Here is an 18,267-nt window from a genome sequence, read left to right as displayed (position 1 = left end):
CACCGGAGCCCGCAGCCACGCCGGTCATCGCCGGGGTCCAGGCCGGCCCTTCAGTAGATGACATACCCATCTACCGGCTGACCAGTCAATGAACGGCCCGGCACGTGTCGTTGGCGTATTTGGGCCCCCCGGTCGCGAACTGTTACTCGCCGGTAAAGCAGAGGTCTCCTCATGTCCACCGGCAGCCGTGAACCTGCCATCCGGCAATCGCCTCGACGCGAAGGAAGTGACCGATGACAGCAGGACGCGTGCGATCACGGCGGCTCGGCATGACGACGGTGGTCGTCGCCCTCGCCATCGGCGTCGGCGGAACGGCCACCACGGCGACCGCCGCCACGCCCGGCACCAGCGGCACCAGCGCCACGCCCGGCACCAGCGACTTCACCGCCATCACGGCGGCCGCGGCAGCCACGGCGGCGCCGTCGAGCGCCACCACCGCCGCCGAGGAGGTCGACTACGAGACCTGGCAGCGTGATGTTCGCGCCATCATCGACGAGCAGGCCCGCCCGTACATCGAGGAGCGCACCGCCGACCCCTCGGGCGAGAAGCAGGCCATCGTCCTGGACATCGACAACACCTCGCTGGAGACGGACTTCGGCTTCAGCTACCCCCAGCCCGCCGTCGGGCCGGTGCTGAAGCTCGCCCAGTACGCCCACGACCGCGGTGTGGCCATCTTCTTCGTCACCGCGCGCCCCGGCATCATCTACCTGCCGACCGAGTACAACCTGGAGAAGGTCGGCTATTCGGTCGCCGGTCTGTACGTACGCCATCTGCCGGACCTCTTCCAGGACGTGGCGGAGTACAAGACCGCCAAGCGGGCGGAGATCGAGAAGAACGGCTACACGATCATCGCCAACATCGGCAACAGCCCCACCGACATCAGCGGTGGCCACGCCGAGAAGTCCTTCAAGCTCCCGGACTACGACGGCCAGCTGTCCTGAAACGACTGTCCCGAACCGACTGTCCCGAACCGACTGTCCCCAACCGACTGCCCTGAGTCGATTGCCCTGAGTCGGCTCTCCTGAGCCACGGTCAGAGGTCATCCCCTTCCGCCACGACCCTCGACACCCGCCGGGGAAAGGCCGGGAACTCCAGATCTTGGCGCCCAAGATTGGTGAGTAACCCGAGCGCACGGCACGTCTGCTCCGCTCAAGACTGGACACACCGCAGACTGTCCGTCGAGATCTCCGCAAAATTGCGCGGATACGTCGACACTGGCGCGAAGGGGATGACCGATGACCGGCTCGCACGTACTGGCGCTCGGCCACTACCAGCCCGCGAAGGTGCTCGGCAACGACGACCTCGCGGCCATGGTCGACACCAGCGACGAGTGGATCCGCAGCCGGGTCGGCATCCGCACCCGCCATCTCGCCCGCGCCGACGAGACGGTCGACGAGATGGCCGCGGCGGCGGCCGCCAAGGCGCTGGCCAACAGCGGGCTCGCCCCCTCCGACATCGACCTCGTGCTCGTCGCCACCTGCACGGCGATCGACCGCAGCCCCAATATGGCGGCCCGGGTCGCCGCCCGGCTCGGGCTGGCCCACCCCGCCACCATGGACCTCAATGTGGTGTGCGCCGGCTTCACCCACGCCCTCGCCACCGCCGACCACACCATCCGGGCCGGGGCGGCCACCGCGGCCCTGGTGATCGGCGCGGAGAAGTTCAGCGCGGCCACCGACTGGACCGACCGCTCCACCTGCGTGCTGACCGGCGACGGCGCGGGCGCGGCCGTGGTGGTGGCCGCCGAGCGGCCGGGCGTCGGCCCGGTGGTGTGGGGCTCGGTACCGGAGATGGGCGGCGCGGTCCGTATCGAGGGCACGCCGCCCCGGTTCGCGCAGGAGGGCCAGACCGTCTACCGCTGGGCCACCACCCATCTGCCGCCGATCGCGCGGAAGGTGTGCGAACGGGCCGGGCTCTCCCCGGAGGACCTGGCCGGTGTCGTACTGCACCAGGCCAATCTGCGGATCATCGAACCGGTCGCGCGCAAGCTGGGCGCTGTCAACGCGGTGATCGCCCGCGACGTGGTGGAGTCCGGCAACACCTCGGCGGCCAGCATTCCGCTCGCCCTCTCCAAGCTGGTCGAGCGCGGCGAGGTGCCCTCCGGCGCCCCGGTGCTGCTCTTCGGCTTCGGCGGCAACCTGTCGTACGCGGGCCAGGTCATCCACTGCCCGTGACGCCGTCGGCGATCCCGGCCTCGACGTCCGATTCGTTCAAGACCGGCCACCCTGGCGCTCCCTACGCTGCCCGTATGACAGCACGATTCGACGCCATCGGCCTGGTCGTCGCCGACATGGCCGCCTCCCTCGCCTTCTACCGCCGCCTCGGCCTCGACATCCCCGCCGACGCCGACACCCAGCCCCACGTCGAGGCCGCCCTGCCCGGCGGCACGCGGCTGATGTGGGACACCGTCGCGACGGTGCGCTCCTTCGACCCGGAATGGACGCCGCCGAGCGGCTCCCACCAGGTGGGGCTCGCCTTCGCCTGCGACAGCCCGGCCGACGTGGACAAGACCTACCAGGACCTCGTCGGGGCGGGGGTACGCGGCAAGCTGGAGCCGTGGGACGCGCCCTGGGGCCAGCGCTACGCCACGGTCCTCGACCCCGACAACAACGGCATCGACGTGTTCGCCCCGCTACCCTCCTGACCCCCGCAGCAGACGTCCCAGGGGCACTCCCGCCAGCGCCCTGACGTCGCGGGCGAGGTGGGCCTGGTCGGCGTAGCCCGCCGTGGCCGCGACCTCCGCGAAGGGGAGGCCGGTGCGCGCCAGGTCCAGGGCCCGGTTCAGCCGAAGCACCCGGCCCAGCGTCTTGGGGCCGTAGCCGAACGCGGCGAGGGAGCGGCGGTGCAGCTGCCGCTCCCCCAGGCCCACGGCGGCGGCGATCCCGGCCACGCCCGTTCCGCGCGAGACCCCCGCGACGATCGCGGCGAGCACCGGATCGGGGGGTTCCGCCGTCCGCAGCCGTCCGCGGGCCGCCTCCTCCAGAAGGCGGTCCGCGGCCGTCTGTCCGGCGGCGATCCGCTCGGCCAGCCGCCGGACCTCCGGGCCCGGCCAGAGCGCGGACAAGGGCACCCGCAGATCGCGGAGTTCATGTGCCGGTACGCCCAGCACGGCGGGGCCCGTGCCGGGCGCGAACCGCAGCCCCACAGCCCGGGTGCCCGGCGCGCCGGGGGCCAGGTGCGCGCGGGTGTCCGGCCCGGCGACCAGCAGCTCTCCGTCCGCTCCCGGTCCCGCCTCGCTCCAGATCAGATCCGTGCAGCCGTCGGGGAGCACCCGCTGCGGCCCGGTGCCGGCCGTACGGGTCCACACCACGGCGCCGTGGCCGATCAGCGCATTCCGCTCCCGGTACTCGCTCGAGGCGCTCAAGGGACCTCGCGCAGATACATCGCGCCGCAGGAGTGGCAGAAGGGCCCCGCGTCACCCGTGGCCCACAGGTCGGCGGCCTGGGTCTCGGCGTCCGGGTCCAGCTCCCGCCCGCACATCGCGGTCGTTCCATTCCCGCGGACCATGTGCCAGATCTTGACCGGCGCGCCCGCGACCCGCCCCGAGCTGCCCTCCTCGTATTCGGCGCGCATCTCGTGCTGCATGGCGGTACACCTCCTGCTCACCACCACTCCCCTCCATGCTCCCGCCACGCCAGGCCACGCGCCACCCCCGCCGCCACGGCGGGCCGCGCAGTCACCCCCCGCCACCACGCCAGGCCACGCAGCCACCCCCGCCAACGCGCCGTCCACGCTCCCGCGCCCGCGCCGGAGCCATGCGCCCGCGCTACGTGGTGTCCGGCGGATCACGCGGTGGCCGCATATCGAGGCTTTCCCCTCCCCGCCCCTTCCCGATACCAGAGGCTCCGCCCCTGGACCCCGAGCCTTGGGGCGGAGCCCCCGCCACGCGGCAAGGCCGCATATCGACGGCGCGGGAAGGGGCGGAGCCCCGGTCCGGGGTCTGAGGGCGGAGCCCCGGTGCAGGGCCTGGAGCGGAGCCCCGGTCCGGGGTCTGAGGGCGGAGCCCCGGTGCAGGCCCTGGGGCGGAACCCCGATCCAAGGCCTGGGGCGAAGCCCCAGTTTCGGGGCCCGGTGCGGAACCCCGATCCGGAGCCCGGGGCAGAGCCCCGATCCAAGGCCCAGGGCGGAACCCCAGTTTCGGGGCCGGGGGCAGAGCCCCGATCCGGAGCCCGGGGCAGAGCCCCGATCCAAGGCCCAGGGCGGAACCCCAGTTTCGGGGCCCGGGGCAGAGCCTTGATCCGGAGCCCGGGGCGGAACCCCGATCCAGGGTCCGGGGCGGAACCCCGGTCCAGGCCCTGGGGCGAAGCCCCGACCCGGGGCCCGGGGCGGAGCTCCAGTTTCGGGGTCTGGGGCGGAGCTCCAGTTTCGGGGTCTGGGGCGGAGCTCCAGTTTCGGGAAGGGGCGGGGAGGGGAACAGCCCGCCGCGGGCGGCAAGGGCCCACCCGACGCCCCTAGAAGACGGACCAGCCCGTCAGCGTGGTGAAGTGGTCCAGCGCCGCCACCCCCGCCACCGAGTTCCCGCGCGCGTCGAGGCCAGGGCTCCAGACACACAGCGTGCAGCGGCCTGGCACCACCGCGACGATGCCACCGCCGACCCCGCTCTTGCCGGGCAGCCCGACGCGATAGGCGAAGTCGCCCGCCGCGTCATACGTACCGCAAGTGAGCATGACCGCGTTGACCCGCTTCGCCTCGCTGCTCGACAGCAGCCGGGAGCCGTCCGCGCGCAGCCCGTGGCGGGCGAGGAAGCTGCCGGCCAGGGCGAGGTCGCGGCAGCTCATCTCGATCGAGCACTGCCAGAAGTAGTGCTCGAGGACGGTCGGCACGGGGTTGTCCAGATTGCCGTACCCGGCCATGAAGTGGGCGAGGGCGGCATTACGGTCGCCATGGGCGGTCTCGGAGACGGCGACCTCCTGGTCGAAGGCGAGGTCCGGATTGCCGCTCTCGGCCCGCAGGAAGTCCAGCATGGTGGTGCTGGCGTCACCGGTAAGGGTGTGCAGCCGGTCCGTGACGACGAGCGCCCCGGCGTTGATGAACGGATTGCGCGGGATGCCGTGCTCGTACTCCAGCTGCACCAGGGAGTTGAAGGGGTTGCCCGAGGGCTCCCGGCCGACCCGCCGCCACAGCTTCTCGCCGTCGTCGGCGAGGACGAGCGCGAGGCTGAACGCCTTGGAGATGGACTGCATCGAGAAGGGCCGCTCCCAGTCGCCGACCCCGGTGACCCGGCCGTCCACGTCGGCGAGGGCGATCCCGAAGCGGTCCGCGTCCACCGAGGCGAGCGCCGGGATGTACTGGGCCACCCGACCCCGGCCGATCTGCGGCTCCACATGGGCCGCGACCTCCTCCAGCACTGCCTGGTAGTCCATGGTGCGGTGCGTCTCCTGTTGCGAGGTCGTACGGATGAGCCGGTCCGCACGATAACGCGCCCCCCACCATTCATCACCCCATGCGTTTATGGGTGTGCGGCGGGTAAGCAAGCGAGTGAACGAGGCGGACCGCGACCGGGGCCCGCCTCAGGACCAGAACGGAGGCGGGGCATGGCCTCACCCATGTCCGCGGGGGACTTCCTGGCGGCGCTGACGAATGAGGGCTTACGGGTGACGCAGGTCGGCGACTGGCGGCACCACAACCGGAACCACAAGGGGCCGTGGGGCCCGGTGCACGGGGTGATGATCCACCACACCGTCACCTCCGGCACCGAGGAGACCGTGCAGATCTGCCGGGACGGCTTCGAGGGGCTGCCCGGCCCACTGTGCCATGGCGTGATCGCCAAGGACGGCGGCGTCCATCTGGTCGGCTACGGCCGCGCCAACCACGCCGGGCTCGGCGACGACGACGTCCTGCGGGCGGTGATCGCCGAGAAGGCCCTCCCGTCGGACAACGAGGCGAACACCGACGGGAACCGCGCCTTCTACGGCTTCGAATGCGAGAACCTGGGCGACGGCGAGGACCCGTGGCCCGAGGCCCAGCTGGACGCGATCGCGCGGGCCGCGGCGGCCGTGTGCCGGCATCACGGCTGGACCGAGCGCTCGGTGATCGGCCACCTCGAATGGCAGCCGGGCAAGGTGGATCCGCGCGGCTTCACCATGGCCTCGATGCGCGACCGGATCCGCGAACAGCTCAAGTAGGACAGTAGGACGCTCACCTACGGAGTGTCCGCCGCATGGCGGGGCTTCGCCCCAGACCCCGGGATCTGGGGCGAAGCCCGGCCTTCCAGCCCCTCCGGGCGGCACCTCCCAGCGGCAGCTGGGGGAGCTTGAGGAGCGGGACCTGGGACGGAGCCCCACCTTCCAGCCCCTCCAGGGGGCACCTCCCAGCGGTAGCTGGGGGAGTTTGAGGAGCGGGGCCTTGGGGCGGAGTCCCGCCATCCAGCCCCTCCGGCACTTGAGGAGCGGGGCCTTGGGGCGAAGCCCCGCCATCCAGCCCCTCCGGCACTTGAGGAGCGGGGCCTTGGGGCGAAGCCCCGCCATCCAGCCCCTCCGGCACTTGAGGAGCGGGGCCTTGGGGCGAAGCCCCGCCATCCAGCCCCTCCGGCACTTGAGGAGCGGGGCCTTGGGGCGAAGCCCCAGTTGAGGGAAGGGGCGGGGAGGGGAACATCCCACCGCAGGCGGCACGATCCGCCGGACACCCCCTAGCGCCGGTCCGGGTACGGGCGCGGGCACGGGCGCCGGTCCGGGTACGGGCGCCGGCGCCGGCGCCGGCACGGGCACGGCAGGCGGCGCGAAGAGGGCCAGGGCTCAGGCCCCATCCTCCGTGGCCCCCTCCCGGTAGAGCGCCGCCTCCTCCAGATCCAGCCGCCGCAGCAGCGACCGCAGCATCTCCTCGTCGATCCGCCGGGCGTCCCGCAGATCCACGAACACCGCCCGCTCGGCCTCGATCATCTCCCGGGCCAGCCTCCGATAGGTGTCGTCCGCCGACTCGCCGGTCACCTCGTTGACCGCGCCCAGCCGCTCCCACACGGCGTTGCGGCGCTGCTCCAGCACCGTGCGCAGCCGGTCGGCGAGCGGCGACGGCAGGGCGTTGCGCTCATCGGCCAGCAGCTCCGCCAGTCGGCGCTCGGCCGCCAGCGACGCCGTGTTCTGCGCCTGGGCCTCGGCAAGGGTCTCGGCGTGGGGATCGCGGCCGGGCAGCCCGAGCAGCCGGATCAGGGACGGCAGGGTGAGCCCATGGATCACCAGGGTGCCGATGACGGTCGTGAAGGTCAGGAAGAGGATCAGATTGCGGGCCGGGAAGGGCGCGCCACCGTGCACGGTCTCGGGGATCGAGAAGGCGATGGCCAGCGAGACCACACCGCGCATCCCGGCCCAGCCGACGATGACCGGCGCGGTCCAGTTGGTGCCGGGCTCGCGCTCGCGGATCCCGGGGAAGAGCATGCGCGGCACGAAGGTCGACGGGAAGACCCAGACGTAGCGGGTGACCACCACGGCCAGGAAGACGACGGTCGCGTACCAGGCGGCCTCGGCCGCCCCGTACTCCCCCAGGCCGCCCATCACGACCCGCAGTTGCAGCCCGATCAGCGCGAAGACCGCCGACTCCAGAACAAAGTCGATCATGCGCCAGACCGCCGCCTCCTGGAGCCGGGTGGCGAAGTCGACCTGCCAGGAGTGGTGTCCCAGGTAGAGCCCGACCACCACGACGGCCAGCACGCCCGACGCCTCGAACTGCTCGGCGACGGCGTAGGCGACGAAGGGGATGAGCAGCGAGAGGGTGTTCTGGAGCAGGGAGTCCCGCAGCCGGGTGCGCAGCCAGTGCAGCGGCACCATCAGGATCAGACCGACCACGACGCCGCCGATGGCCGCGAAGGCGAACTCCCGCAGGCCCTCGGCCCAGCTGACGCCCTCCCCCACCGCCGCGGCCACCGCCACCCGGTAGGCGGTGATCGCGGTCGCGTCGTTGAACAGGGACTCGCCCTGGAGGAGCGTGGTGAGCCGGGAGGGCAGCCCGATCCGGCGGGCGATGGCGGTGGCGGCCACGGCGTCCGGCGGCGCCACCACCGCGCCCAGCACGAGGGCGGCGGTCAGCGGCAGCTGCGGGATCAGCAGATGGGCGACCACGCCGACCGCGACCGTCGCGAAGAGCACGTACCCGACGGAGAGCAGCGCGATCGGCCGCAGATTGGCCCGCAGATCGAGGTACGAGCTGTCCAGCGCGGCGCTGTGCAGCAGCGGCGGCAGCACCAGGGGCAGCACGATATGCGGGTCCAGCGTGTAGTCCGGCACCCCGGGCAGGTACGAGACGACGAGCCCGGCCGCGACCAGCATCAGCGGCGCGGGCACCGGGGTCCGGCGCGCCGCGCCCGCGACCGCCGCGCTGCCCGCGACCAGCATCAACAACGGCAATACATCCATCGTCCGGCCCTGTCTCCGTCGGCCGTCCCGACGGTCGTCCATGTGCTCCGCTCGCGCGGCGTTTTAGTCTGGCAATCATGAACGAGTGCCCGCATGTTCCCGCACTGCCGCGTCCCGAACCGGAGCCGCGGTCCGACACCTGTCCCGAATGCCTGGCGGTCGGCAGCCACCCCGTCCAGCTGCGGAAGTGTCTGGTGTGCGGCCATGTGGGCTGCTGCGACTCCTCGCCGTACCAGCACACCACCCGCCACTTCGAGGAGACCGGCCATCCGGTGATGCGCAGCTTCGAGGAGGGTGAGGACTGGCGCTGGTGCTTCGTCGATCAGCTCATCGTGGGGTGAGATGGATCAGCTCATCGTGGGGTGAGATGCCGGTGTGTGGTCGGTCCCGGCTCCGCGGACGCCCTGGTCTTGGCGTTTTCCGCGCAATGTCGGAGATCGACTGCCGCGTTTGTCGGTGCGGCCCGCTAGCCTTCACCACATGATCCGATCAGCGAAGCCGTCCGACGTTCCGGCGATCCATGCGATGATCCGCGAGCTGGCGGACTACGAGCGGGCTCCGCAGGAGGCGAAGGCCACCGAGGAGCAGCTGCGCGAGGCGCTCTTCGGGGCGCATCCCGCGGTGTTCGCGCTGATCGCCGAGGAGGCGGGTGGCGCCGGAAAGCCCGCCGGTCCGGTGGGGTTCGCCCTGTGGTTTCGTAACTTCTCCACCTGGACAGGCACCCATGGCGTGTATCTGGAGGACCTGTACGTCACCCCGCGGGCCCGCGGGGGCGGCCACGGCAAGGCGCTGCTCGCCGAGCTGGCGCGGATCTGCGTGGAGCGGGGATATGCCCGTTTCGAATGGTCGGTGCTCGACTGGAACGAGCCCGCGATCGGCTTCTACGCCGCGATCGGCGCGGAGGCGATGGATGAATGGACGGTGCGCAGGCTCTCGGGAGAGCCACTGCGAGCGTTGGCCGCTCAGGCCATGGGCACCGCCGTGACCAGCGATTTCCTGAGTGAGGCGACATCTCTTTCGAATTGAGACCGCAAACCCTCTAGCCACGCTGCGTACTCATGTGCTTACTATGAGTGATATCGCGGCCTTGTGGGCCGGGGTTCACCCGTGATGGGGGCCGTGCATCGTCCGGGCGACACCGAACCGCAGATCGCGATAGCGTCGCAGCCAAAGTACATACAGCGTCGACCCGTATCACCCTCCACCATAAGGGTTCGGGGCCGACGCTCCAATCAGCTCAGCTCAATCAGCTTGTGTCACCTTGGAGGTGAGGGTGTCCCAGATCGCAGGCGAGCCCGGGACCCAGGACTTCGTGGAAGTCCGGCTGCCCGCTGCGGGTGCCTATCTGTCGGTGCTGCGGACGGCCACCGCCGGCCTCGCAGCCCGCTTGGACTTCACCCTCGACGAAATCGAGGATCTGCGTATCGCCGTAGACGAGGCATGCGCGATCCTGCTTCAGCAAGCCGTGTCCGGCAGTGTGCTGAGCTGCGTCTTCCGCTTGATCGACGACGCACTCCAGGTGACCGTCTCGGCTCCCACCACCGACGGTCGCGCCCCCGAGCGCGACACCTTCGCCTGGACGGTGCTCTCCGCACTGGCGGGCAAGGTGGACTCGACGGTGGCCGAGGACCGAACGGTCAGCATCAGCCTGTACAAGGAGCGCGGCGCCGGCCCCGGACAGCCGTGACGGAACAAGGGGGCTCCGTGAGCACTGCATCATCGCGGGGAGTAGGTACCCCGGCCATCCCGCACCCGCCGGCCCGGCCGCATCCCGCGGACTCGGAGGCGGCAGGAGACCGACCAGAGCGGGCGGACCACATGGATCAGCACGAGCAGGTGCATCAGCAGCACGATCCGCAGGACCGGAGTGGCGCGCGGGCGATGTTCGCCGAGCTGCGACGGCTGCCGGAGGGCTCCGCCGAGCGGGCCGAGCTGCGCAACAACCTCGTGCGTATGCATCTGCCGCTGGTGGAGCATCTGGCCCGGCGCTTCCGCAACCGCGGTGAGCCGCTGGACGACCTCACCCAGGTCGCCACCATCGGGCTGATCAAGTCCGTGGACCGGTTCGATCCGGACCGCGGTGTGGAGTTCTCCACCTATGCGACACCCACGGTCGTGGGCGAGATCAAGCGCCACTTCCGCGACAAGGGCTGGGCGGTGCGGGTGCCGCGCCGGCTCCAGGAGCTACGGCTGTCGCTGACCACGGCCACCGCGGAGCTCTCCCAGCGCCATGGCCGCGCCCCGACCGTCCATGAGCTGGCCCAGCATCTGTCCATCTCCGAGGAGGAGGTGCTGGAGGGGCTGGAGTCCGCCAATGCCTACAGCACCCTGTCCCTGGACGTCCCGGACACGGACGACGAGTCCCCGGCGGTCGCCGACACCCTCGGCGCGGAGGACGAGGCGCTCGAGGGCGTCGAGTACCGCGAGTCGCTCAAACCCCTGCTGGAGGATCTGCCCCCGCGCGAGAAGAAGATCCTGCTGCTGCGCTTCTTCGGCAATATGACGCAGTCGCAGATCGCGCAGGAGGTCGGCATCTCCCAGATGCATGTCTCCCGGCTGCTGGCCCGCACGCTCGCGCAGTTGCGCGACAAGCTGCTGGTCGAGGAGTAGCGAGCGCGCGCCACGGGGTGCCCGGTGGTCCTTTCCCCTCCCCGCCCCTTCCCGAAGCACCCGACATGCGGCTCCGCCGCGCGGCAGGGGCTCCGCCCCTGGACCCCTGGACTTGGGCCGGAGCCCCTGCCACGCGGCGGAGCCGCATATCGATACCGCGGGAAGGGGGCCGGGGCCCCGACCCGGGGCCTAAGCGCTCCGCGGGAAGTGTCGCGATGGGTCGTCGGCCGGCTGCGGTGCCGTCGTGGCTGGTCGCGCAGTTCCCCGCGCCCCTTCGGGGCGCTGCCCGAACCGTAGCGGACTTCCTCTGACCTGCTTAGGGCAGAGCCCAGCCTCCCAGCCCCCCAACGTTTGAGGAGCGGGGCCTGGGGCGGAGCCCCGCCTTCCAGCCCCTCCGGCGATTGAGGAGCGGGGTCTGGGGCGGAGCCCCAGTTCGGGGAGGAGCGGGGCGGGGAGCAGCCCGCCGCAGGCGGAAACCGGCTATGCGTCGCGCGGACCGATGCCGAGAGCTTCGGTCGCCGTCGGATTGATCAGCAGCGCCAGGACCGCGAGCGCCGCGACGCCGGTGGCCACCCCGGCGGCGATCAGCCCGCCACCGTTCTGCACCAGCGTCCAGGCCACCGGCAGCGCCATCAGCTGGGTGATCGTCGCGGGGCCGCGGCTCCAGCGGCGCCGCAGCCACAGCCCACGGGCCGCCAGCAGCGGCAGCAGGGCCAGCGCCAGCACGGTGACCCCGAGCATCTCCGCCTGCTGGGGGCTCTCCGGATCCCCGGTCAGCCCCATGATCAGTACGTAGACGCCGAAGCCCAGCAGCACCACGCCCTCCGCGGCGGCCAGCACCGCGGCGGCGGTCAGCCGAGCGGGGCGCGGCCCGGTGGGCGCGGCGTCGGCGGGAGCACCGGCGGCGTCGGCCGCCTTGGCGGCCGCGGCGCCCGGCCGGGCCGTCGCCTTCTGCCCCTGCCCCGTGGCCCTCTGCGCCTTCTTCTCCGTAGCGGACTTCCCCGTAGCGGACTTCTTACTGCTCACGCCAGCAGCCTAGCCGTCCTCGAGGCGCCCGGCCCCTACCCCCCTGGGGCCGGTCGTCACGGATAGGTAGGCTGGCGCGCATGCGCGCACTCCTCGTGGTCAACCCGGCAGCAACCACCACCAGTGCCCGCACCCGGGATGTTCTGTTCCACGCGCTCGCCAGCGATCTGAAGCTGGACGTGGCGACCACGGAGTACCGGGGGCACGCCCGCGACCTGGCGCGGCGGGCGGTCGACGGCGGCACTCATGAACTGGTCGTGGCGTTCGGCGGCGACGGCACCGTCAACGAGGTCGTCAACGGACTGCTGCACCATGGCCCCGCCCCACAGGAGTTGCCCCGGCTCGCGGTCGTGCCCGGCGGCTCCACCAATGTCTTCGCCCGCGCCCTCGGGCTGCCCAATGACGCCGTCGAGGCGACCGGCGCCCTGCTGGACGCGTTGAGAGACGGCACCGAGCGCACCGTGGGCCTCGGACTCGCGGGCGGCACGCCCGGCACCCGGGACGAGTCGGTCCCGGCCCGCTGGTTCACCTTCTGCGCCGGGCTCGGCTTCGACGCGAGCGTCATCGGCCGGGTGGAGCAGCAGCGCGAGCGCGGCAAGCGGTCCACCCATGCCCTCTACATACGGCAGATGGTGCGGCAGTTCATGGGGGAGCCGCACCGGCGGCAGGGCACCATCACCATCGGGCGGCCGGGCGAGGACCCGATCGAGGAGCTCGCGCTGTCGATAGTCTGCAACACCTCCCCGTGGACCTTTCTGGGCAACCGCCCGGTCTACGCGGCGCCCCAGGCGTCCTTCGACACCGCCCTCGACGTGCTGGGACTCGCCAAGCTGTCGGCGCCGGCGGTGACCCGCTACGCGACCCAGCTGCTGATGTCGACCCCCGAGCGCGGGCCCCGCGGCAAGCATGTGGTAGCGCTTCACGATCTCACGGACTTCACCTTGCAATCCCAGGCGCCACTGCCGTTCCAGATGGACGGTGACCACCTGGGACTGCGTACGAGCGTGACGTTCACAGGCGTACGCCGTGCACTGCGTGTGATTGTGTGAGTGAGACCGCAAAAAGTCCTTCCAGTCGAACGTTTACCCTGGACTCCACCCACCGGAAGTACGGCTGTGACCGAGCCGACACCAAGGAATCAAAAAAAACTTTCCGGAAGGGGTTGTATCCGTCGCCGAGGTTTGCGAGTCTCTTCTTGGCGATCGGGACGGCCTTCTGAAAGGCCCCCTTGAGAGCCCGAACCCCCTCCTCATTCCACAGGACCGCACCAGCCCCAACTGGTTCGGCACCCTACCGTTGCGAGGGGATTCGTGAAAGCGTTCACATTCACAAGCAACGAGCCCGCAATACGAGGAGATGGAGCAGCCATGGACTGGCGTCACAACGCCGTTTGCCGCGAGGAAGACCCCGAGCTGTTCTTCCCCATCGGCAACACCGGTCCTGCGCTGCTGCAGATCGAGGAAGCCAAGGCCGTCTGCCGCCGCTGCCCCGTCATGGAGCAGTGCCTGCAGTGGGCGCTTGAGTCCGGCCAGGACTCCGGCGTCTGGGGTGGAATGAGCGAAGACGAGCGCCGCGCCATGAAGCGCCGTGCCGCTCGCAACCGGGCACGCAACGCCAGCGCCTGAAGCCCGGCACCCCGTGGCCCCCGAGCCGCAGCGCGTAGTAACCCCCATGCGCACAGCATCATGAGCTTTGAGCCCCGGACCAGATGGGTCCGGGGCTCAGTGCTTTCCGGTAACAGGTTGCTCACGGACTCGCAACGCGCTCAGTGCTTCTCCGCACCCACCGGGAAGTCCAGCATCACCCGGGTGCCGCGCTCCGGGGCGGGCACCATGTCGAACGTCCCGCCCAGCTCCCCCTCCACCAGGGTGCGGACGATCTGAAGCCCGAGGTTTCCGGCCCGCTGGGGGTCGAACCCCTCGGGCAGCCCGCGCCCGTCGTCCTGGACGACCACCGACAGCCGGCTCTCCTCACCGCTGCCCCCGCGCACCGCCGAGACCTCGACCGTGCCCTGCTCCCCCGGTCCGAAGCCGTGCTCCAGCGCGTTCTGGAGCACCTCGGTGAGGACCATGGACAGCGGGGTGGCCACCTCGGCGTCGAGGATGCCGAACCGCCCGGTGCGGCGGCCGGTCACCTTCCCGGGCGATATCTCGGCCACCATCGCCAGCACCCGGTCGGCTATGTCATCGAACTCGACCCGCTCGTCGAGGTTCTGCGAGAGGGTCTCATGGACGATCGCGATCGAGCCGACCCTGCGCACCGCCTCGTTGAGCGCCTCCCGCCCCTGCTCCGAGTCCATGCGGCGGGCCTGGAGCCGCAACAGGGCCGCCACCGTCTGGAGGTTGTTCTTCACCCGGTGGTGGATCTCCCGGATGGTGGCGTCCTTGGTGATCAACTCGCGCTCGCGGCGACGCAGTTCCGTGACGTCCCGCAGCAGCACCAGCGAGCCGATGTGCAGCCCCTTGGGCTTGAGCGGAATGGCCCGCAGCTGGATGACCCCGTCGCCGCCCTCGACCTCGAACTCCCGGGGCGCCCAGCCGCTGGCCAGTTTGACCAGCGCCTCGTCCACCGGGCCGCGCACCGGGGCTAGTTCGGCGGTGGTCTTGCCCAGGTGGTGGCCGACGAGATCGGCGGCGAGGCCCAGCCGGTGGTACGCGGAGAGCGCGTTGGGGCTCGCGTACTGGACCACCCCGTCCGCGTCGAGCCGGATCAGCCCGTCGCCCGCGCGCGGTGAGGCGTCCATGTCGACCTGCTGATTGGGGAACGGAAACGATCCCGCGGCGATCATCTGGGCGAGGTCGGACGCGCTCTGGAGATAGGTGAGCTCCAGCCGGCTGGGGGTCCGTACGGTCAGCAGATTGGTGTTCCGCGCGATCACGCCGAGGACCCGGCTCTCCCGCCGGACCGGGATGGACTCCACCCGGACCGGCACCTCCTCGCGCCACTCGGGGTCGCCCTCCCGGACGATCCGGCCCTCGTCCAGGGCGGCGTCCAGCATGGGGCGGCGGCCACGGGGGACGAGATGGCCGACCATGTCGTCCTGGTAGGAGGTGGGCCCGGTGTTCGGCCGCATCTGGGCCACGGAGACATACCGGGTGCCGTCGCTGGTGGGGACCCACAGCACAAGATCGGCGAACGAGAGGTCGGAGAGCAGCTGCCACTCCGAGACCAGCAGGTGGAGCCACTCGAGATCGGAATCGTCGAGTGCGGTGTGCTGGCGTACGAGGTCGTTCATGGAGGGCACGTTGTGAGCCTACCCTCACCGGTGGATTAGCCTATTCGCGCATAAGCGTGGACAGACAGCAGTGGTCTAGTCCAGAATATCGAGCACTGCGATCTTCCGCTCTCCCCGCACAGGAGGGCGGATCGAGGAACCCGGAGCGCTCTGCCCTGACCGCCCGGGAGTCCTCAGGTCGGCCGCTGGGCCGACGCAACTCCGGGCTGCGGTGCCGGGCGGGTTGAGGGTCCCGCCCTGGCGCCGCGGCCCGCGGGTGTTACACATGGCTCCCGCGCCTCTCGAAGGCCGCGGGAGCCTCCTTTTCTGTGTGTCTCAGCGGGTCTCCGCCGCAGGGCTCAGTGGGCCCCGCCGCAAGGCTCAGCGGGTCTCCGTCACCTTCGCCAGCGCCCGCGGCGCGTCCGGGTCCTGCCCGCGCGCGATCGTCACCTCGTACGCCAGCATCTGGAGCGGCAGGATCTCCAGGATGGGCTGGACCTCCTCGGCGACGCCGTCCGTCGGCAGGGCGAACCCCGCCGAGGCCCGCTCCACCTCCGACGCGCTCCCGATGACGACGAGGTCCGCGCCCCGGCCGCGCAGCCGCTCCAGGACCGGCTGGAGCGCCTGGCCGCCCTTGCCCTCGGTGACGATCGCGATCACCGGCGAGATGTTGTCGACCATGGCCAGCGGGCCGTGCAGCAGATCGGCGCCGGAGTAGGAGAGCGCCGGGATGTAGCTGGTCTCCATCAGCTTCAGGGCGGCTTCCTTGGCGGTCGGGTAGCCGTAGCCCCGGGAGGTGAGGACCATCCGCTCGGCGAAGCGGTAGCGCGCCGCGAGCAGCCGGACCTCGTCCTGGCGGTCGAGGATCTGCTGGGCGAGGTCGGGCAGCACCTTGGCGGCCGCGCCGTCGCCGCCGCGCAGCCCCTCCACGAAGAGGTAGAGGGCGAGCAGTTCGGCGGTGTAGGTCTTGGTCGCGGGCAGCGCCTTCTCCGGCCCGGCCAGGACGTCGATGTGGAATTCGGAGACGGCCGCGAGCGGCGAGTCGGCGTTGTTGGTCACCGCGAGGGTGATCGCACCGGCCGCGCGGGCGGCCTCGGTGGAGGCCACCAGGTCGGGGGAGCCACCGGACTGGCTGACGGTGATCACCAGGACGTCGGTGAGGTCAGGCTGGGCGCCGTACGCGGTGGTGGTGGACATGGAGGTCAGCCCGCACGGCTTGCCGAGCAGGACCTCGAGCAGGTACTTGGCGTACAGCGCCGCGTTGTCCGAGGTGCCCCGGGCGGTGAGCAGGACGAAGCGCGGGTTGCGGGCGGCGATCCGCTCCGCTACCTCGCGGATCCTCGGGGCGCCCTGGTCGAGGATGCGGCGCAGCACGGCGGGCTGCTCGGCCATCTCGCCGGACATGATCCGGCCCGGCTGGTCGCTGCGCTGGGCCGTCGTCGTGGCGGACATGCTGGGTGCCTCCAGGTGGCTGATGTGCCGGGCTGGGCCGAGGGGCTGAGGAGTCAGTCCCCGGGGTGGTCACCGGCGCCGTTGCCGACGATCACTTCCGCGGCCGCCCGTCCACACACCCGGGCGGCGCCGTGGGTCGCGATGTGCAGCGCCCCGGCGGGCGGCGCCTGGGGCACCCCCATCTCCACGACGACCGTCTCCGGCCGGGCGGCGAGCAGGGCGTCCAGCGCGTCGGCCATCCAGGGGTGGCGGTGGACATCGCGGACCACAGCCACGATCCTACGGTCCCCCGCGGTGTCGAGCATATTTTCGATCAGGCCATGGACGCCCAGGGCATCGGCGTCCTGCCGCCCGTAGGTGGCGGCCCCGGTGCCGGGGCGCAGCCGGGCCAGTTCGGCGCCGACGCCCCAGGGGGTCTCCTCGCCGACGGCGATGTTGGCCATCGGGGTGAAGGCGGCCACGTAGGCGGGTCCGGTCACCGGCTCGTACGAGGACCCGGCCGGGGTGACTCTGAGCGCCCGGCGCGCGGCGGCGAGCCCCACCCCCGCGGCGGGCTCGATGCCGTGCGCCGTGCGCGGTCCTCCGGAGCGGCGCGTCCACTCCCCCAGGGCGCGCACCCGCGCCGCCGCCTCGGCCAGCCGCTCCTCCGCCAGCCGCCCCTCGATGACGGCGGTGACCAGCGCGTCGCGCAGCCGCAGCACGGTGCCCTCGTCGGCGAGCCCGCCGCCCACGCAGATGGCGTCGGCGCCCGCGGCGATCGCCAGGACGCTGCCGCGCTCGATGCCGTACGCGTCGGCGATGGCCCGCATCTCCATGCCGTCGGTGACGATCATCCCGTCGAAGCCGAGTCCGCCGTCGGCCACCGGCCGGCGCAGCAGGCCGTGCAGCGCGGCGGGGCTGAGGGTGGCGGGCAGGTCGGGGTCGAGGGCGGGCAGCAGGATGTGCGCGCTCATCACGGCCTTGGTCCCGGCGGCGACGGCGGCGCGGAAGGGCGCCAGTTCGCGGGCGGTCAGGGTGTCGAGACCTGCGTCGATGCGCGGCAGGGCGTGGTGGGAGTCGACGGCGGTGTCGCCGTGGCCGGGGAAGTGCTTGGTGCAGGCGGCCACCCCGGCGCCCTGGAGACCGTCGATGTACGCGGCGGTGTGCCGCGCCACGAGCCCCGGCTCGGCTCCGAAGGAGCGCACGCCGATGACGGGGTTGTCGGGGTTGGAGTTGACGTCGGCGGAGGGCGCCCAGTTGAGGTTGACGCCGCATTCGGCGAGGCGGCGGCCCAGCTCGCGGGCGACGGCGCGGGTCAGCTCCGGGTCGTCCACGGCGCCGAGCGCCAGGTTGCCGGGGAAGGAGGAGCCGGTGCGCACCTCCAGCCGGGTGACGTCGCCGCCCTCCTCGTCGATCGCCACCAGGACGTCGTCGCGCTCGGCGCGCAGCTGGGCGGTGAGGGCGCCCAGCTGCTCGGGGGTGGCGATGTTCCGGCCGAACAGGCCGACGGAGGCGAGCCCCTCACCGAGCCGCCGCAGCACCCAGTCGGGGGCGGTGGTTCCGGTGAAGCCGGGCTGGAGAACCGTGAGAGCGTCGCGGGTGAGGGTGGCCGAGTCGTGTGCGAGGGTCGTCATAAACCGG

General features: G+C 71.6%; 18 protein-coding genes. 10 read left to right on the top strand and 8 right to left on the bottom strand.

The annotated features are described in order from the left end of the window. Nucleotides 1–233 precede the first annotated feature (233 nt). From KHP12_RS33360 to KHP12_RS33350, 3 genes are all read left to right on the top strand, one after another. Entirely contained in the window at nucleotides 234–941 is a 708-nt protein-coding gene (locus KHP12_RS33360) for an HAD family acid phosphatase (protein ID WP_086886559.1), read from the top strand. 294 nt (nucleotides 942–1,235) lie between these two features. Beyond that, nucleotides 1,236–2,174, top strand: coding sequence for a beta-ketoacyl-ACP synthase III (locus KHP12_RS33355; protein WP_086886558.1), 939 nt, complete (start codon nucleotides 1,236–1,238; stop codon nucleotides 2,172–2,174). Between the two features lie 74 nt (nucleotides 2,175–2,248). After that, on the top strand, nucleotides 2,249–2,644 hold the full coding sequence (locus KHP12_RS33350) for a VOC family protein (protein WP_086886557.1): 396 nt from the start codon (nucleotides 2,249–2,251) through the stop codon (nucleotides 2,642–2,644). Here KHP12_RS33350 and KHP12_RS33345 read toward each other — a convergent pair. The 3 genes from KHP12_RS33345 to KHP12_RS33335 form a co-directional block, all read right to left on the bottom strand. Beyond that, nucleotides 2,633–3,364: a helix-turn-helix transcriptional regulator gene (locus KHP12_RS33345; RefSeq protein WP_086886556.1), complete on the bottom strand. Its 732-nt coding sequence runs from the start codon at nucleotides 3,362–3,364 to the stop codon at nucleotides 2,633–2,635. The genes KHP12_RS33350 and KHP12_RS33345 overlap by 12 nt on opposite strands. After that, nucleotides 3,361–3,585 (bottom strand): hypothetical protein, encoded by a 225-nt coding sequence (locus KHP12_RS33340; RefSeq protein ID WP_020868512.1) that lies wholly within the window; start codon nucleotides 3,583–3,585, stop codon nucleotides 3,361–3,363. Before KHP12_RS33340 ends, KHP12_RS33345 begins: the two co-directional genes overlap by 4 nt. A gap of 866 nt (nucleotides 3,586–4,451) precedes the next feature. Beyond that, nucleotides 4,452–5,363 carry a glutaminase gene (locus KHP12_RS33335; protein WP_086886233.1) on the bottom strand — a complete coding sequence of 304 codons (912 nt, stop codon included), beginning with the start codon at nucleotides 5,361–5,363 and terminating at the stop codon, nucleotides 4,452–4,454. Nucleotides 5,364–5,534: 171 nt separating this feature from the next. Between KHP12_RS33335 and KHP12_RS33330 the strand changes: the two genes are divergently transcribed. After that, on the top strand, nucleotides 5,535–6,125 hold the full coding sequence (locus KHP12_RS33330; RefSeq protein ID WP_208653282.1) for an N-acetylmuramoyl-L-alanine amidase: 591 nt from the start codon (nucleotides 5,535–5,537) through the stop codon (nucleotides 6,123–6,125). Nucleotides 6,126–6,734: 609 nt separating this feature from the next. Here KHP12_RS33330 and KHP12_RS33325 read toward each other — a convergent pair. Then, nucleotides 6,735–8,345 (bottom strand): Na+/H+ antiporter, encoded by a 1,611-nt coding sequence (locus tag KHP12_RS33325; protein ID WP_086886056.1) that lies wholly within the window; start codon nucleotides 8,343–8,345, stop codon nucleotides 6,735–6,737. A gap of 77 nt (nucleotides 8,346–8,422) precedes the next feature. Between KHP12_RS33325 and KHP12_RS33320 the strand changes: the two genes are divergently transcribed. From KHP12_RS33320 to KHP12_RS33305, 4 genes are all read left to right on the top strand, one after another. Beyond that, nucleotides 8,423–8,686 (top strand): UBP-type zinc finger domain-containing protein, encoded by a 264-nt coding sequence (locus KHP12_RS33320; RefSeq protein WP_086886057.1) that lies wholly within the window; start codon nucleotides 8,423–8,425, stop codon nucleotides 8,684–8,686. Nucleotides 8,687–8,825: 139 nt separating this feature from the next. Continuing rightward, nucleotides 8,826–9,371: a GNAT family N-acetyltransferase gene (locus KHP12_RS33315; protein WP_086886058.1), complete on the top strand. Its 546-nt coding sequence runs from the start codon at nucleotides 8,826–8,828 to the stop codon at nucleotides 9,369–9,371. Nucleotides 9,372–9,618: 247 nt separating this feature from the next. Next, nucleotides 9,619–10,032, top strand: coding sequence for an ATP-binding protein (locus KHP12_RS33310; RefSeq protein ID WP_014054819.1), 414 nt, complete (start codon nucleotides 9,619–9,621; stop codon nucleotides 10,030–10,032). 17 nt (nucleotides 10,033–10,049) lie between these two features. Further along, nucleotides 10,050–10,955, top strand: coding sequence for an RNA polymerase sigma factor SigF (locus KHP12_RS33305; protein WP_086886059.1), 906 nt, complete (start codon nucleotides 10,050–10,052; stop codon nucleotides 10,953–10,955). 480 nt (nucleotides 10,956–11,435) lie between these two features. Here the strand turns inward: KHP12_RS33305 and KHP12_RS33300 are convergent, their stop codons facing one another. After that, nucleotides 11,436–11,981: a hypothetical protein gene (locus KHP12_RS33300; RefSeq protein ID WP_086879180.1), complete on the bottom strand. Its 546-nt coding sequence runs from the start codon at nucleotides 11,979–11,981 to the stop codon at nucleotides 11,436–11,438. 80 nt (nucleotides 11,982–12,061) lie between these two features. Between KHP12_RS33300 and KHP12_RS33295 the strand changes: the two genes are divergently transcribed. After that, nucleotides 12,062–13,030 (top strand): diacylglycerol/lipid kinase family protein, encoded by a 969-nt coding sequence (locus KHP12_RS33295; protein WP_086879181.1) that lies wholly within the window; start codon nucleotides 12,062–12,064, stop codon nucleotides 13,028–13,030. Between the two features lie 318 nt (nucleotides 13,031–13,348). Further along, on the top strand, nucleotides 13,349–13,606 hold the full coding sequence (locus KHP12_RS33290) for a WhiB family transcriptional regulator (protein ID WP_014054815.1): 258 nt from the start codon (nucleotides 13,349–13,351) through the stop codon (nucleotides 13,604–13,606). Nucleotides 13,607–13,746: 140 nt separating this feature from the next. On the opposite strand, the gene KHP12_RS33285 is transcribed toward KHP12_RS33290, so the two are convergent. The 3 genes from KHP12_RS33285 to KHP12_RS33275 all read right to left on the bottom strand — a co-directional run bounded on the left by KHP12_RS33285 (nucleotide 13,747) and on the right by KHP12_RS33275 (nucleotide 18,260). Next, nucleotides 13,747–15,216, bottom strand: coding sequence for a sensor histidine kinase (locus KHP12_RS33285; RefSeq protein ID WP_211833996.1), 1,470 nt, complete (start codon nucleotides 15,214–15,216; stop codon nucleotides 13,747–13,749). A 360-nt stretch (nucleotides 15,217–15,576) separates the two neighbouring features. Then, entirely contained in the window at nucleotides 15,577–16,647 is a 1,071-nt protein-coding gene (locus KHP12_RS33280) for an SIS domain-containing protein (protein ID WP_086879183.1), read from the bottom strand. A 53-nt stretch (nucleotides 16,648–16,700) separates the two neighbouring features. Continuing rightward, nucleotides 16,701–18,260 carry a glycoside hydrolase family 3 protein gene (locus tag KHP12_RS33275; RefSeq protein WP_086879184.1) on the bottom strand — a complete coding sequence of 520 codons (1,560 nt, stop codon included), beginning with the start codon at nucleotides 18,258–18,260 and terminating at the stop codon, nucleotides 16,701–16,703. Between the last annotated feature and the right edge of the window lie 7 nt (nucleotides 18,261–18,267).

The organism is Streptomyces asiaticus (genome assembly GCF_018138715.1).
GTDB lineage: Bacteria > Actinomycetota > Actinomycetes > Streptomycetales > Streptomycetaceae > Streptomyces > Streptomyces asiaticus.
This window is presented reverse-complemented; position numbering and strand designations above follow the sequence as displayed.

Excerpts from the sequence above, each read along its gene's own strand:
- KHP12_RS33360 (WP_086886559.1), top strand. The coding sequence starts at position 234 with ATGACAGCAGGACGCGTGCGATCACGGCGGCTCGGCATGACGACGGTG.
- KHP12_RS33355 (WP_086886558.1), top strand. The coding sequence starts at position 1,236 with ATGACCGGCTCGCACGTACTGGCGCTCGGCCACTACCAGCCCGCGAAG.
- KHP12_RS33350 (WP_086886557.1), top strand. The coding sequence starts at position 2,249 with ATGACAGCACGATTCGACGCCATCGGCCTGGTCGTCGCCGACATGGCC.
- KHP12_RS33340 (WP_020868512.1), bottom strand. The coding sequence starts at position 3,585 with ATGCAGCACGAGATGCGCGCCGAATACGAGGAGGGCAGCTCGGGGCGG.
- KHP12_RS33335 (WP_086886233.1), bottom strand. The coding sequence starts at position 5,363 with ATGGACTACCAGGCAGTGCTGGAGGAGGTCGCGGCCCATGTGGAGCCG.
- KHP12_RS33330 (WP_208653282.1), top strand. The coding sequence starts at position 5,535 with ATGGCCTCACCCATGTCCGCGGGGGACTTCCTGGCGGCGCTGACGAAT.
- KHP12_RS33325 (WP_086886056.1), bottom strand. The coding sequence starts at position 8,345 with ATGGATGTATTGCCGTTGTTGATGCTGGTCGCGGGCAGCGCGGCGGTC.
- KHP12_RS33320 (WP_086886057.1), top strand. The coding sequence starts at position 8,423 with ATGAACGAGTGCCCGCATGTTCCCGCACTGCCGCGTCCCGAACCGGAG.
- KHP12_RS33315 (WP_086886058.1), top strand. The coding sequence starts at position 8,826 with ATGATCCGATCAGCGAAGCCGTCCGACGTTCCGGCGATCCATGCGATG.
- KHP12_RS33295 (WP_086879181.1), top strand. The coding sequence starts at position 12,062 with ATGCGCGCACTCCTCGTGGTCAACCCGGCAGCAACCACCACCAGTGCC.
- KHP12_RS33290 (WP_014054815.1), top strand. The coding sequence starts at position 13,349 with ATGGACTGGCGTCACAACGCCGTTTGCCGCGAGGAAGACCCCGAGCTG.
- KHP12_RS33285 (WP_211833996.1), bottom strand. The coding sequence starts at position 15,216 with ATGAACGACCTCGTACGCCAGCACACCGCACTCGACGATTCCGATCTC.
- KHP12_RS33280 (WP_086879183.1), bottom strand. The coding sequence starts at position 16,647 with ATGTCCGCCACGACGACGGCCCAGCGCAGCGACCAGCCGGGCCGGATC.
- KHP12_RS33275 (WP_086879184.1), bottom strand. The coding sequence starts at position 18,260 with ATGACGACCCTCGCACACGACTCGGCCACCCTCACCCGCGACGCTCTC.